Consider the following 13,176-nt stretch of genomic DNA (forward strand, 5'->3'; position numbering starts at 1 on the left):
TAAGTGGGGTGAGTAGGTTTTATTCCGAGTCTCCTAATTTTTGAGCCAAGTAGTTTTGGATGCTAATCGAATCAATAATGGATTTTTGTGTTTCAATCCAATCGATATGTTCTTCTTCGGAAACAAGGATTTTTTCCAAAAGTTCTCTTGTTCCATTGTCTTTGGAAGTTACACAGATATCAATCCCTCGATTCAATCGTTCTACAGCATTGTATTCGAGTTGTAAATCATGTTCCAACATTTCCGGAACTGTTTGGCCTACGTTGATTTTTAAATATTTTTGTAAGTCAGGAGTTCCATCAAAAAACAGAATCCTTTCGATGATTTCATCAGCATGTTTCATCTCTTCGATGGATTCTTTTCTGAGGTAATCCGCCAGTTCCAAATAACCCCAATTTTTACAGAGTTTTGCATGAATAAAATACTGATTGATGGCTGTGAGTTCTGCAGCTAGAACTTCCGCTAAAATGTCGATTACTTCTTTTTTTCCCTTCATATGGGTAGCCTCATTTTCTCTCTTTAATTGGAAAGATAATTGGTTTTCATAGAATAGGCAAGCGTAAAGTATATTCTAATGAAGAAAGTTTACATTCACAATCCATCATTGAGTGTATTCGGAAAACACAAAGGATCACAACTTGATTTATCCTTTGCGACCGCAAAACAATCTGTACATGAGTTTCAATCTCACAAAATTCAGTTCATTATCTACGCTAGTTTTTCGCCTGATTCTTATAATAAAGAGTACCATTTATCCGCCAAACTTCCTGGGTTACTTGGACTTCGCGATGTTTATTCCATAAGAATGGAAACGGCATCTTCTTCTGGTGCCTCTGCCTTTCAATTGGGAGTGAATTTGATTCTCAGTGGAAGATACGACCATGGACTCGTTGTGGCAACTGAACTTATGAGCCAACTCAACCGAGAAGAGAGTAATCTTTTGTTAGGTTCCGTTCTTTCTGATTCACAAAGGGCTTTAGGAATGTCCATGGCACAGGGTGGGGCCATGATCACTCGTAAGTATTTGGATGACTACGGATACAAAGAAGAAGATCTTTTTGCGATCGCGAAGAAACTTCATGACAATGGCCTCTTGAATCCCAAAGCCCATATCAAGAAGAATTTAAGCCTGGAAGAATACCAAAACCAAACAAAAATCGCAAGCCCTTTAGGTTTGTATGATATCTCACCTTTGTCTGATGGATCGGCAGCCCTCATCCTCTCCAAAAACCCAAGTTCCATTTCTGTCAAAGGGATGGGTTCCGGAACCGCTCCTTTTTTAACTTCAGCAGATCCCAGTTTTCTTGCCAATCGTATCGCTTTTGAAAAAGCCTATGCTGAGTCAGGTGTGGATCCGAGTGATATTGATTTTGCGGAATTACACGATGCTTTCACTCCCTTTGAACTTGTGGGTGCGGAAGATGCTGGATTTTTCAAACGAGGAGAAGCTTTATTCCAAGTCAAGGCGGGACTCACTCATCCTAAGGGAAAAATCCCTATCAATTCGTCTGGTGGGCTTAAATCACGAGGCCATCCCGTGGGTGCTTCGGGACTCGCACAAATTGTCGAACTTTGTCGCTTCTTTGAGGAATGGCCTGAAAAGCGGTTGGCAGTAGCACAAAGTATAGGTGGACTTGCTACAAACAACTTTGTGTCGATATTAGAAAGAGACTGATGCCCGAAAAAATACTGATCATCCAAACTGCTTTTTTAGGTGACCTGATCCTATCTACTTCGTTTTTCCATGCGGTAAAAACAGAACACCCAGGGGCGGAAATCCATGTACTTGTGAATGCAGGTACTGAGTCTGTTTTGGAAAATAACCCCGATCTAACTAAGGTTTGGTCATTGGACAAAAAAAGGATTAAAAAAAATCCTTTTGCGTTTCTGCATTTTGCTGGTTTGTTAAAAAAAGAATCCTTTAACAAAGTATATTCAGCCCATTTTTCTTTTCGATCCAGTTTATTGTCTTACCTCACACGTGCACCCATTCGGATTGGATACAAAGAATCTGGATTTTCTTTTTTACATACAAGGACTGTACAAAGACCCAAACAAGGTCCCCATGAAGTGGAAAAACTTTTTTCACTATTATTTGAAGCTTATGATTATCCAAGCGGAAGAGAAAGAAGGCCTTATCTATTTCCAGGCCAACTAGAAGAGGATTCCTTCCTAACCAAAAAAAAGGGAATCCTGACAAGTGATGAAGGATACATCCTCATCGCACCATCATCCCTTTGGGAAACCAAACGGATGCCAGAAGAAAAATTTGTCAGTGTCATCACCCAAATCTTACGCAAAAGAAAAGAAACTGTGATTCTTATTGGTAGTAAGGTTGATTTGGAAATTGAAAATACAATCTTTCGTCTGATGAAAACGGAACCATTGGAATTAAGGGAAAGAGAACGTTTATTTTCCCTTGTGGGCAAAACAAATTTAAAAGAACTAATGGTTTGGATTCGAAATGCAAACGCCATTGTTTCTAACGACTCCAGTCCCATTCATTTTGCCTCTGCATTTAATACTCCGACCGTAATGCTTTACGGGGCAACCATCCCGGCCTTTGGATACGGAAGCCTTTCCGATAGACATAAAATCATGGAGGTAAAAGGTTTAAATTGTAGGCCATGTGGGATCCACGGCGGACGAATTTGTCCTGAAGGGCATTTCCGTTGTATGATGGACCAAAACCCTGTCCGTATTTTTGAGGCCTTAGAGGAAGTCATCTCTCATGAAATTACCTGATAAAAAAGTAAAAGATTACAACAGTAAGTTATACCGCAGCCGAATTGTTAACGTTCAAAAAAAGTTAAAAGCGGGTGAAATTTTTCTCTTATTTGCAGCAAACCATAAAATTAGAAATAGAGATGTGGAATATAAATTCCGTCAAAATTCCGATTTCTATTACTTAACGGGAATTACAGAAGAAGATTCGATCCTTGTCATTACGAAGGAAGTTTCAGGGATGTTCTGTTTACCCAAAGATAAAGAAAAAGAAATTTGGACAGGAATCCGACTCGGAAAAGAAAAGATCAAATCTATGTTAGGTTTAGATTTTTCCTATGATTTGAATGATTGGGAAAAAGAAAAATCTGCGATCCTCATCGGAAATCATACTTTGTATTATTTTTTTGGAGAGAACCCAGATCGTGACCGAGAACTCATTACGGAATGTAGGAATCTTTCGGAAAGAGCTCGCGAGGGAAAATTTGGTCCACACCGCATAGAACACCCACATTTCTTACATGAGGAAAGGCTCACCAAATCCAAAGAAGAAATTTCGCTTTTAAAAAATGCAGCGGAAGTCACAAAACTTGGCCATATGCGCATTATGCGAGAAAGTAAACCAGGGATGTATGAATACGAATTGGAAGCACTCCTTGACCAAGAGTATCTAAAATACGGCTCCATTGGTGGAGGTTATGGTCATATCGTTGCTTCCGGAAAAAATGCCTGTATCCTTCACTATGTCAGTAATGATGATGTTTTAAAAGAAGGGGATTTGGTTCTTGTGGATTCGGGGGCAGAGTGGAATTATTATACTGCCGATGTGACTCGTGTTTTTCCTGTAGGCAAAAAATTTACCGAAGCTCAAAAAACTATCTATGAGATTGTTTTGTATGCACAAAAGAATGCGATTCTGAATTCTGTTTCTGGAACTCCATTCAATGAAGTACATGAAAAAACAGTTCGTTTCTTAAGTGACTGCCTTCGGGAAATGGGTTTACTAAAAGGAAGTTTAGAAGAGATCATAGAGAAGGGAACCTATCGAAAATTCTATATGCACCGAACAGGACATTACTTGGGAATGGATGTTCACGATGTGGGAAGGTATTTTTTAGAAGGAAAATCTCGACCGCTTAAGGATGGTCAGGTGGTTACTGTAGAACCCGGATTGTATTTTGATCCAACGGATGATTCGATCCCTAAAGAATTTAGAGGGATCGGAATCCGGATCGAGGACGACATTGTGATCCATGGAAAAACACCCATCAATCTAACAGAATCAATTCCTAAAGAAATTTCTGAAATTGAAGCTTTAAAGGCATAAACAATTCACATTTTTTGTGTTTGTTGGTAATTCATGAGTAGAGAACTTCCGAAACGATTTCGTTCTGTCCGTTATTTTGATCGAATCAGTTCCGAAATCGCTGAAATTGTTCGACTGGAAATGGAAAAGTTAGGATACCCGGGTCTCACCACTTCGCATTTTGAAATCCTTACCTTTCTTTTACGTAGCACTGTTCCGATCAATATGACACAAATTGCCAAAACGATTGAAAAAACAAAACCGACATGTACAGTGCTTGTGAACCGGTTGGTGAAAGAAGGTCTTGTAGAAAGAAATCCGTCCCCGAGCGACGGTAGAGAATGGGCCTTACTTCTTTCTAAGGATGGAAAAAAAATACGAAAGAAAATTGTGACAATCTCTGCCAAACTTCTTTCGTTACAAACTTGGGGAATCTCAAAAGAAAACGAGGACATATTGTATCCTATCCTCGAAGAGATTTACAAACACATACGAAAAAAAGATTAAAACTAAATCGAAGCTTTCCTTTTCATATTAAGAAGTGAAAACTGGTCTTCTAACCTGGACAGAAGCAGAAATTCCTTCTTGTGCATCTTTGGATTGAATGCTTTGGACGGTTGCTTTGATGTCTGGTGCAATTAAGGCTAATATATTTTTTTGTACATTCAGAATTCCTGATTTTGTATCTTTCATTGCAGACAAAGAATTTTTCTTTAATTTAGTTTGGAGGGATTTTGATTTTTTCTTCAAATCTTCCTCTGTTCCTGCGATTTCTTCAAACAAACTAGGCATTTCTTTTGCTTTGAAAGCATCTCCGAGTAACACATGGCGTTTTGCCGCATCATATCCGACAGCTTCCCCAAGAAGAGCATAAATAAAAGAAGGAACTTGGATTCCAATTTTCACTTCAGGCAATCCAAAACGAATGTCCTCCGTCGCATAACGGTAATCACAAACTAGAGCAAGCATAGCTCCATATCCCAAAGCATGGCCTGAGATTTCTGCGATGGTAGGAACAGGAAGAGTGAATAAACCTTCTAAGTTCTCATAAAATAAATTTAAGAATGGTGCCAGGTCTTTTGACATATCCATGGTGCTGACAGTAGTCAGATCCAAACCCAAGGAAAAAGACCCAGGGGAGTCACTTTTTAAGACAATGGCTTTGGAATTGGATTCTTTTGCGGTTTGGATCGCTTTTTTTAATTCTAAAAACGATTCGTTGGAAAAACTGTTCTTGTCATTAATGCCCAATCGGATAAATCCGATTCCGTCAACTTGTTCGAATGAAATCATTACAATCCTCGAAAAATGGTTAGATATCTAACTATTAAAGTAACCAGAAATAGAAGCAAGATTTATTTTTGTTTAATGGGAATTTAAAAGATAGGTTTTAATGACTTCTTTCATGACAGAAAGACCAACAGGGAGGGCGTCTTCGTCAAAATCAAAAAAAGAACTATGGTGAGAGTGGATGAATCCTTTGGCTTCGTTCCGAGATCCAATAAAAAAATAACATCCAGGGCGTTCCATAAGGAAGGCAGAAAAGTCTTCCCCACCCATGGTTCTTGTATTTTCTTCCGTAAGACAATTTTCTCCCAGAACATTTTTTGCAGCAGTTCTGACAATGTCAGCCATAGCCGGATCGTTGATGGTTGGTTTGTCGATGCGGTTGTATTCGAAATCTACCCTCGCACCAAAGCCACTTGCCACTTGGTTCACAAGGGACTCCATCCTTTTGGGAATCATTTCATAAACTGATTTAGAATACGTGCGAACCGTTCCGTGAAGGGTAGCAGTTTCCGGGATGACATTAAAGGCATTTCCGGAATGAAACGACCCCACTGTGACCACACAAGGTTCAAGTGGGTCTACGTTTCTTGAAACTAAGGTTTGTAAGGCTGTGACTAAATGAGACCCCACAACAATGGGATCCACCGTGTGTTGGGGGATGGCGCCGTGTCCAGAGGTCCCTTTCACTGTGATTTTGAATTCATCCACAGAGGCCATCATGGTTCCGTTCACCACGCCCACTTTACCAAGATCAATATGATTCCAGACGTGGAGGGCAAATACAGAGTCTACTTGGTACCTGTCCAAAATTCCCGAAGCAATCATCCTGTCTGCCCCAGACCCACCTTCTTCTGCCGGTTGGAAACAAAGGAGAACCCGACCTTTGGGAACAAATTCTGAAAAAGTAGTTTTTAGTTCTGAAGACAATGCCATAAGGATGCTCGTATGACCGTCATGGCCACAGGCGTGCATTTTTCCGGGGTTTTTACTTTTGTATTCGTGGTTGTTTTCTTCGTGGATGGGGAGGGCATCCATATCGGCTCGGACGAGGATGGTTTTTCCAGGTATCCCTGAATCGAAAAGGGCCACAAGCCCCGTTTCAGCAATCCCTGATTCCACTTGAAAACCTAAAGATTCTAAATGTTCCTTCACAAAAGAAGCAGTTTCTTTTTCCTCATATTTGAGTTCCGGAAACTGGTGGAAAGTTCGTCTGTACCGAACCATTTCCTCTTTTCTGTGTGAAGGAAGGAGTTTCATAATTTGTCAGTTTCTAATTTGGCTCTTTTTTCGACCTCTTCCAAAATGGAATAAAGATCGAGTCCATATTTCTCAAAAAGAGAATTTTTTGCCAACTCATAACGAACTAAATTTATATTAAAATTGATTTTTGCCTGGGTCACCGCAAGTTCTGCATTTGCCAAACTATCGAGTGCATTTTTTACATTAACAGCCGTATACCGACCTTGGCGAAACCTTTCCATAAGCCCGTTGTAAAAAATTTCAGTTTCCTTTCTTGTTTTGATCAGGTCTTTTAGAAGAGCATGACTTGAGATAAGTGCTTCATGTCGGTTGTCAATTTCTTGCGAAATTTCCTGTTCCAGGTTCTGGATTTTCATTTCGTTTACTTTGAGGTTGGTCTCTGCATCTCGAATTCCTGCTTTGATTCCTAAATCCCATAGAGGGTAGGACATCTTTAGTTCTGCAAGAATTTGTGGGTAATTCCAAGACGTGATCCCTCTTTGGCGTGCGATGAAATTGTCTTGAGGAGAAATAAAATTTTGACCAATGGAACTGTAAGAAAAACTGGCAAGAAGTGAAGGATCGTCTTCTGCAAGAGCAGTGCTCAATGCCAGTTTTGCAATTTCTCTTTCCCTTTTTAACATAAGGAAATCAGTCCTTCTGGAAAGTGCATACTCTTTGTCTGCTTTTAGGTTGATTCCTGTTGGTAAAGTTTCACTAAGATCAGTGACACCTTCAATAGAAGATCCGGTATCCACATTGAGAATACGTATTAAATTTCTTTCTGCTTCAATACGATCGACTTTTGATTTTTCTAAAAGTGACTGAGTTCTAAGATAAGCCTGGTTCCACTGGTTGACTTCGAATCCTTCCGAAAGACCAAGTCCTGTTTTTCTTAAAGTAAGGCGCCTGATCTCTTCTGTATTTTTAGAAACTTTTTCGTAAGTGGCAATCCGTGAGTCCACAATGCTTAGGGACCAGTAATCAACTAGAATCTTAACCACAAGTTGTGTTAAGATATTGATATAGTTTTCTCGAACGAGCAGGGTTTGGTTTTTTAAAAGTTTTTCCTTATCCTCTTCGTTTTTCCCAAACCCATATTTGAGTAATTCTTGGGAAAGAGTCGCAGAGACGGCGCCCGTATACATAGGAGGAGCCGCGAGTAAACTTCCAAATCCACTTTGTGAAGCAGGATCTTCAAAGGCATTTACGTCATAACGAATCGTGCTGATTTCTGTTTTGAAATAAGTCCCTGTTTTGAATTGTTTTTCGATCCCTGCTGAAATTTTATCTTGGGAACGAATTGTTCCCGCAAAGATGTTGTTTCTGTTACTTGGAAAAAGTTGTTTGGCCGACTGGATACTGGCCAAGGCCTTCCAGGCATACTTGGATTCGTTTTTCCATTCGGGACTGTCTGCTTTGACAATTTCCAATTTGGCATTTTGAACAATGGTATTGTTCTCAATGACTTGCTCGATGGCTTGGGCGATGCTGAGTCGTAGTTTTTTCGGACCGTTTCCCGCCTGGAGCGATTCGGGAATGGTATTGCCATTTTCCCACTGGGAAAGCTGCATCCGTTTGACATCCTCGTCAAAATCAGATTCCGCAAAAATAGGGAAACTTAAAAGGCTAAAAGATATTAACCAGCTGGTCAACTTTCGAGGACTTATAAAAAAATACGGGGTAGAAATATTGTGACTGTTCAATGGAAACTTCTTAAACCCCTTACAGAGACAAGATGAAAAAATCAATCTTGTCAATCAACCTAAAATGTAAAAAGCTACGTGGAGAAACCTTAGTTTCCGGGAGAACATTGTGGCAAATCTGTCGAAAAAACCGAATCGTCTGGTTCATGAAAAAAGTCCTTACCTGTTACAACATGCACACAATCCCGTAGATTGGTTTCCCTGGGGAACGGAAGCCTTCGAAAAAGCCAAAAAAGAAGATAAAATCATCCTTTTGTCCATTGGATATTCGACTTGTCACTGGTGCCATGTGATGGAACGGGAATCCTTTGAAGATGATTCCACAGCAGAAGTCTTAAACCGTGATTTCGTATGCATCAAGTTAGACAGGGAAGAACGACCGGACATAGATAAAATTTACATGGACGCACTGCACGCCATGGGAACCCAAGGGGGTTGGCCCTTAAATATGTTTCTTACCCCTACAAAGGAACCAATCCTTGGTGGAACTTATTTTCCTCCGGAAAATCGCTACGGGAAACGCAGTTTCAAAGAGGTTCTTCGGTTGGTTTCCGAGGCTTGGAAGAACCAAAGAGAAGAACTCGTCACAGCTGCCGGCGATTTGACACAGTATTTACGAGACAATGAAACTAGACCCAATGAAGGAAAACTCCCAGCTAAAGAAATCATTGAAAAAAATTTTGAACGATACCTCCAAGTGTACGATAAAGAGTTTTTTGGATTCAAAACCAATTCAGTAAATAAATTTCCTCCCAGTATGGCCCTAAGTTTCCTTACGGAATTCTACTTACTAAAAAAAGACCCAAGGGCTCTCGAGATGGCTTTTAACACGGCTTATGCCATGAAATCTGGAGGGATTTACGACCAAGTTGGGGGTGGAATTTGTCGTTATGCGACAGACCACGAATGGCTTGTCCCACATTTTGAAAAGATGTTGTATGATAATTCCTTATATGTCGAAGCCCTGTCTTTATTATACAAAGCAACCGGGGAAACTTTCTTTATGGATGCAATTCGAGAAATTGTGACTTATATCCAAAGGGATATGACTTTGGACTCCGGTGGGATTGCAAGCGCTGAAGATGCGGATTCCGAAGGGGAAGAAGGAAAATTTTATATTTGGAACCATAAGGAATTTCACTCCCTAGTTCCCTCAGAGGAAATCCAAGGATTTTGGAATGTAACCGAAGAAGGAAATTTTGAACACCAGAATATCTTAAATGTGTATTGGAAAGGGAAAAATCCTTATGTCGACGGGATCTCTTTTAAACCAGAGTTTTTAAAACAACTTGGGGAAGCCAAAGCAAAGTTATTAAAAGAAAGAAACGAAAGGGTTCGGCCTCTGCGGGATGACAAAGTCCTCACTTCTTGGAATTGTCTTTGGATCCGAGCTCTTTTGTCTGCTTACGAAGTTTCGGGAGAGAATGAGTATCTAAACGATGCCAAAAAGATTTACCAGTTTATCGGAAACCAATTGGTAGGTGCAGATGGCTCAATCCTTCGACGATTTCGGGAAGGAGAAGCCAAATTTTTTGGAACACTTCCTGATTACACTGAATTCATTTGGGTTTCGATGAAACTCTTTCAGTTAGATGGAGACATCGAAGCATACCAAAAAGGAAAAAAATCGCTGGATTATGTTTTTTCGAATTTCGAATCAACAGTTGGTCCCTTTTACGAATCCTATCATGGAAACGAAGATTTGATTGTCAGAACCATCGAAGGTTATGATGGAGTGGAACCTTCCGGTAATTCTACCATCTTACATTTGTTTTATCTTTTACATTCGTTTGGATATAAAAACAAAAATTTGGAAAAAAAAGCGAATTCCATTTTTGCTTATTTTCTTCCTGAACTCACACAAAATTCGCTCAGTTATCCTTCGATGATTTCGGCGTTCCAAAAATTCCAATACCCATCCAAGGAAGTTCTTGTGGTTTATAAAGACAAGGATCCTGAAGAAGTTGGATCCATTCGGAAAAAATTAGCTGCTTTAAAGGATCCTAATGTGGTTTGGCTTGTGGTCGAAGAATCAAAAGCAAAGTCACTCGGAGAGGAACTAGAACTCCTTACAGGAAGAGGAGCTGGTTCTGGAATTTTATATTACGTATGTCGAAATTTTTCTTGTGAATTGCCAAAAGACAATTGGGAAGAAACACTCACTCTTATACAACAATAGGAGTGGCGTCGCCCCAGAGACGATCGAGCGAATAGTAAGTTCTCATTTCGTCTGTCATGATATGAACACAAATCTCACCGTAATCCAAAAGGATCCATCCCGTAGCATCTTTGGGAAGGTCGGCGAGGTTTTGTCTTTTGACTGCGAGTTTTAAAGGTTTCATGTACTTATCGATGTCTTTCGCACAAGATCTTCCTTGTGTTTCGGTTTTGACAGTTGCGAGTACAAATAAAGATAAATAACTATGGACGTCCTTCAAATCCAAAAACTGAATGTTTTCACATTTTTTGTCAATTAACGTCTGTTTGATTTTTTTGAGATGTTCTAATGTCTCTGTACTGATATTCGGCATTTTAGTCCTTGGAATTTTGAAAATCTTCCCCAAGAATCACAGTGGCATCAAGCCCCAAATCCTTTCTCAGTGCGAAGTAAACCCTTCGCCCTTGGAAAGTGTCGGAGATGATATCTGTGTACTGTGTGTTTCCGGAGCGGTTAAGGATGATACTGGATTTAAAACTAGAATCCCAGGCATTGTCAACGGAGAGGACTTTCAGACCCTTATCATTCAGGAGCACCTTACCGTATCTGGCAAGCCCATTTTTTGGGGTCCCATTCAGGACTTCAATCCGAGCTCTTTCCCCTTCGCTAAAAGAAAGGGATCTAAGTTCACTTGTAAATTTATGAAAGGCTACCTTTACCGTTTCTTCATTGGCTTTTAGAATTTCATCTTTTTGTTTAGGTCGTCCCGTAGGTTCTCCAGGAACTTCAGAAACTCCAAAATGGATTTTTTCTTTTTTCAAAAAGTCAACCAACGTTTCCCATTCCTTTGTGGAGAGATTGGTTGTCATTTGGCTGTGGAGGTATGCGACTCTTTGTTTTCCTAGTAAGTCTCTTTTTTCGTGAATGGCCTCGAGAAAAGTTAAAAATACTGTTTCTTGAATTTCAAGCCTTCGGATATAAGAAATCATGGATTCATCGGAAAGTGAGCTCATCCAATCAAAACAATCTTCTCCATCGAGAATGTACGTTTGTTTGTTTCTTGCGTAGTTTTTTGTTACATGAAGGGATTTTGGTTCAAAGAAAAAACCAAGCCCACCTAGTAAATTAATCCAATTTTGAAATTGTGTTTTGGTCCAAACGATTTTAAAAGGAATGTTGGAATCTAATGTATCCTCTAGAACAGATTCAACGTAAGAAGGGGCAGAACTTCCTTTTTCTTTGAGAGATTTTTCTCCATCATCAAAACTGGTTTTAGGGTTCACAAAAAAAAGCGCTGCTTTTTTTTCATTGGGGTAAAATTCCGCATACAAAGAAAACAAATATTCATCCTTATCACCTAAGACAGAGAAGAGGATGGGAAGGCGTTTGCTTTGTGACAATTTTTGATCCAGAGAAAATCCACCTTTGGAGCGGAAAACTAAAAAAAGAAGGGCAATCAAAAAGAAAGAACCTGCAGCAATCAAAAGAGTTTTCGCGGGGATTGGTTGTTTTTTAGGAGCTTCACGTAACATCTATTTGGTTTCCTTTAATAAATTGGCAGATTGGTTGTACGTCTGAAACGTATAGGGATGGATGACTTCCTTTTTTTCCATAAGAAAGGAAATGGTTTGAAAGGCTTTCATAAAAACACCATAACTCAGATTTTCCTTCGTTTTCTCTACCCATAGAGGGAGGTCCGGTTGCCTGAAAGCAAAGTCAGATCCTAAAAAATCGGCAGCATATAGAATTTGGTCCAAAAGTTCGGGAGAACGATTGCCTAAAGTATGAGAGGAGATGGCCTTTGTCATTTCAAGATCCGAAAAACCATATTCTTTCGCAAGCCATAAGGGAGCTGAAAATGCATGGAGGGCTTGCGAGGGAATTCCAGTTACATCCAAAGAAAATTCAATGAAGAGTCCCGTATGGATTTCCGGCTTTTTTTGTTTGGTGATGTCATGACAAAGCCCCGCCAAATACGCTTTCTTTGGATCCGGATACCCGTGAATTTTTGCCAGAGATTCTGCGTAATCGGCAACCCGAAATATATGTTGAAGGCGAGTTTCCGTGACATGATTTGGAATTTCTTCTGTAAAAAATGAAATCCAATCCTCAAAAGAGGCATTTGGTTTAGGAATTTATTTCATTGAAAAACCCTTCCCCTTTCGAGTCTAAAAACTTAAGCATGAGTTCCTTGGTTTGGGGAAGAAGATATTCATTCACTAGATTTCCATGAAAGATATGACGAATCTCAGTGCTACTGACAGGCAAAACTGGATTTGATAACACTGTTACTTTTGACTGCGGTAAAAAATTAGGTATTGGAATTTCTTTAGGGTAGGGAGTCACTCTACGCACAACTATGATTTGATTAATCATATCTAAAATTTCCAAATAGGATTTCCATTTGTCAAAGGAAACCAAATTGTCTTCCCCCATCACAAGCGAAACTTTTGTATTTGGATGGAGAACACGAAGAGTTTTTAAACTATCAACCGTATAACTTGTATTTGGTTTTTTAATTTCTTCATCCCAAAGGAACACATTTTTTGAAAGGAAACCTTTAAATTCGGTAAGGCAAAGTTCCCAAATTTCTGTGGAACTAAATTTTGTTCCACCCTCCTTAAAGGGTGAAACAAAATTTGGACAAATATAAAGTAGGGCGTCCGGATAGGATTTGGAAATGGTTTCAATTACGTGCCGATGTCCCAAATGGGGTGGATTGAAACTTCCTCCAAAAAACAAAACCTCCATTT

Annotated in this window: 13 protein-coding genes; 5 read left to right on the plus strand and 8 right to left on the minus strand. The window is 39.6% G+C overall.

The genetic code is table 11. The features are described from left to right. Positions 1-19: 19 nt before the first annotated feature. Complete coding sequence (gene bfr / locus EHQ16_RS16155; RefSeq protein WP_135632240.1) at positions 20-496, minus strand: bacterioferritin; 477 nt, start codon at positions 494-496, stop codon at positions 20-22. Between the two features lie 78 nt (positions 497-574). Between bfr and EHQ16_RS16160 the strand changes: the two genes are divergently transcribed. From EHQ16_RS16160 to EHQ16_RS16175, 4 genes are read left to right on the plus strand one after another with little or no spacing between them, the layout of a single operon-like run. Next, a complete protein-coding gene (locus EHQ16_RS16160) occupies positions 575-1,675 on the plus strand; it encodes a thiolase family protein (protein ID WP_135632241.1) in 1,101 nt (366 codons plus the stop codon). Further along, positions 1,675-2,745 (plus strand): lipopolysaccharide heptosyltransferase II, encoded by a 1,071-nt coding sequence (gene waaF, locus EHQ16_RS16165; RefSeq protein ID WP_135632242.1) that lies wholly within the window; start codon positions 1,675-1,677, stop codon positions 2,743-2,745. Before EHQ16_RS16160 ends, waaF begins: the two co-directional genes overlap by 1 nt. Beyond that, on the plus strand, positions 2,732-4,051 hold the full coding sequence (locus EHQ16_RS16170) for an aminopeptidase P N-terminal domain-containing protein (RefSeq protein WP_135632243.1): 1,320 nt from the start codon (positions 2,732-2,734) through the stop codon (positions 4,049-4,051). The genes waaF and EHQ16_RS16170 overlap by 14 nt, the downstream gene beginning before the upstream one ends. 33 nt (positions 4,052-4,084) lie before the next feature. After that, entirely contained in the window at positions 4,085-4,537 is a 453-nt protein-coding gene (locus tag EHQ16_RS16175) for a MarR family winged helix-turn-helix transcriptional regulator (protein WP_135632244.1), read from the plus strand. 27 nt (positions 4,538-4,564) lie between these two features. Here the strand turns inward: EHQ16_RS16175 and EHQ16_RS16180 are convergent, their stop codons facing one another. The 3 genes from EHQ16_RS16180 to EHQ16_RS16190 form a co-directional block, all read right to left on the minus strand. Then, entirely contained in the window at positions 4,565-5,323 is a 759-nt protein-coding gene (locus tag EHQ16_RS16180; RefSeq protein WP_135632245.1) for an enoyl-CoA hydratase/isomerase family protein, read from the minus strand. Between the two features lie 72 nt (positions 5,324-5,395). Further along, positions 5,396-6,577, minus strand: coding sequence for a M20 metallopeptidase family protein (locus EHQ16_RS16185; protein WP_135632246.1), 1,182 nt, complete (start codon positions 6,575-6,577; stop codon positions 5,396-5,398). Further along, entirely contained in the window at positions 6,574-8,133 is a 1,560-nt protein-coding gene (locus EHQ16_RS16190; RefSeq protein WP_135632247.1) for a TolC family protein, read from the minus strand. The genes EHQ16_RS16185 and EHQ16_RS16190 overlap by 4 nt, the downstream gene beginning before the upstream one ends. Before the next feature lie 241 nt (positions 8,134-8,374). On the opposite strand from EHQ16_RS16190, the gene EHQ16_RS16195 reads away from it, so the two are divergent. Then, a complete protein-coding gene (locus EHQ16_RS16195) occupies positions 8,375-10,444 on the plus strand; it encodes a thioredoxin domain-containing protein (RefSeq protein WP_135632248.1) in 2,070 nt (689 codons plus the stop codon). Here EHQ16_RS16195 and rsfS read toward each other — a convergent pair. The 4 genes from rsfS to EHQ16_RS16215 are packed head-to-tail and all read right to left on the minus strand — an operon-like array spanning position 10,431 to position 13,174. Beyond that, positions 10,431-10,796: a ribosome silencing factor gene (gene rsfS / locus EHQ16_RS16200; RefSeq protein WP_135583415.1), complete on the minus strand. Its 366-nt coding sequence runs from the start codon at positions 10,794-10,796 to the stop codon at positions 10,431-10,433. The two genes, EHQ16_RS16195 and rsfS, sit on opposite strands and share 14 nt — an antisense overlap. Position 10,797: 1 nt before the next feature. Then, the gene (locus tag EHQ16_RS16205) at positions 10,798-11,955 is read right to left on the minus strand and encodes a LytR C-terminal domain-containing protein (RefSeq protein WP_135632249.1); all 1,158 of its coding nucleotides are present in this window, start codon (positions 11,953-11,955) and stop codon (positions 10,798-10,800) included. Further along, complete coding sequence (gene yqeK / locus EHQ16_RS16210) at positions 11,956-12,558, minus strand: bis(5'-nucleosyl)-tetraphosphatase (symmetrical) YqeK (RefSeq protein WP_341867439.1); 603 nt, start codon at positions 12,556-12,558, stop codon at positions 11,956-11,958. It lies immediately after the preceding gene. Further along, positions 12,551-13,174 carry a nicotinate-nicotinamide nucleotide adenylyltransferase gene (locus EHQ16_RS16215; protein WP_244242114.1) on the minus strand — a complete coding sequence of 208 codons (624 nt, stop codon included), beginning with the start codon at positions 13,172-13,174 and terminating at the stop codon, positions 12,551-12,553. Before EHQ16_RS16215 ends, yqeK begins: the two co-directional genes overlap by 8 nt. Positions 13,175-13,176 lie beyond the last annotated feature (2 nt).

It is taken from the genome of Leptospira kanakyensis (assembly GCF_004769235.1).
GTDB classification, from domain to species: domain Bacteria; phylum Spirochaetota; class Leptospiria; order Leptospirales; family Leptospiraceae; genus Leptospira_A; species Leptospira_A kanakyensis.

Bases quoted from the DNA above. Each gene is read 5' to 3' on its own strand.
- bfr (WP_135632240.1), bottom strand. From the start codon at position 496: ATGAAGGGAAAAAAAGAAGTAATCGACATTTTAGCGGAAGTTCTAGCT.
- EHQ16_RS16160 (WP_135632241.1), top strand. From the start codon at position 575: ATGAAGAAAGTTTACATTCACAATCCATCATTGAGTGTATTCGGAAAA.
- waaF (WP_135632242.1), top strand. From the start codon at position 1,675: ATGCCCGAAAAAATACTGATCATCCAAACTGCTTTTTTAGGTGACCTG.
- EHQ16_RS16170 (WP_135632243.1), top strand. From the start codon at position 2,732: ATGAAATTACCTGATAAAAAAGTAAAAGATTACAACAGTAAGTTATAC.
- EHQ16_RS16175 (WP_135632244.1), top strand. From the start codon at position 4,085: ATGAGTAGAGAACTTCCGAAACGATTTCGTTCTGTCCGTTATTTTGAT.
- EHQ16_RS16180 (WP_135632245.1), bottom strand. From the start codon at position 5,323: ATGATTTCATTCGAACAAGTTGACGGAATCGGATTTATCCGATTGGGC.
- EHQ16_RS16185 (WP_135632246.1), bottom strand. From the start codon at position 6,577: ATGAAACTCCTTCCTTCACACAGAAAAGAGGAAATGGTTCGGTACAGA.
- EHQ16_RS16190 (WP_135632247.1), bottom strand. From the start codon at position 8,133: ATGCAGCTTTCCCAGTGGGAAAATGGCAATACCATTCCCGAATCGCTC.
- rsfS (WP_135583415.1), bottom strand. From the start codon at position 10,796: ATGCCGAATATCAGTACAGAGACATTAGAACATCTCAAAAAAATCAAA.
- EHQ16_RS16205 (WP_135632249.1), bottom strand. From the start codon at position 11,955: ATGTTACGTGAAGCTCCTAAAAAACAACCAATCCCCGCGAAAACTCTT.
- EHQ16_RS16215 (WP_244242114.1), bottom strand. From the start codon at position 13,174: ATGGAGGTTTTGTTTTTTGGAGGAAGTTTCAATCCACCCCATTTGGGA.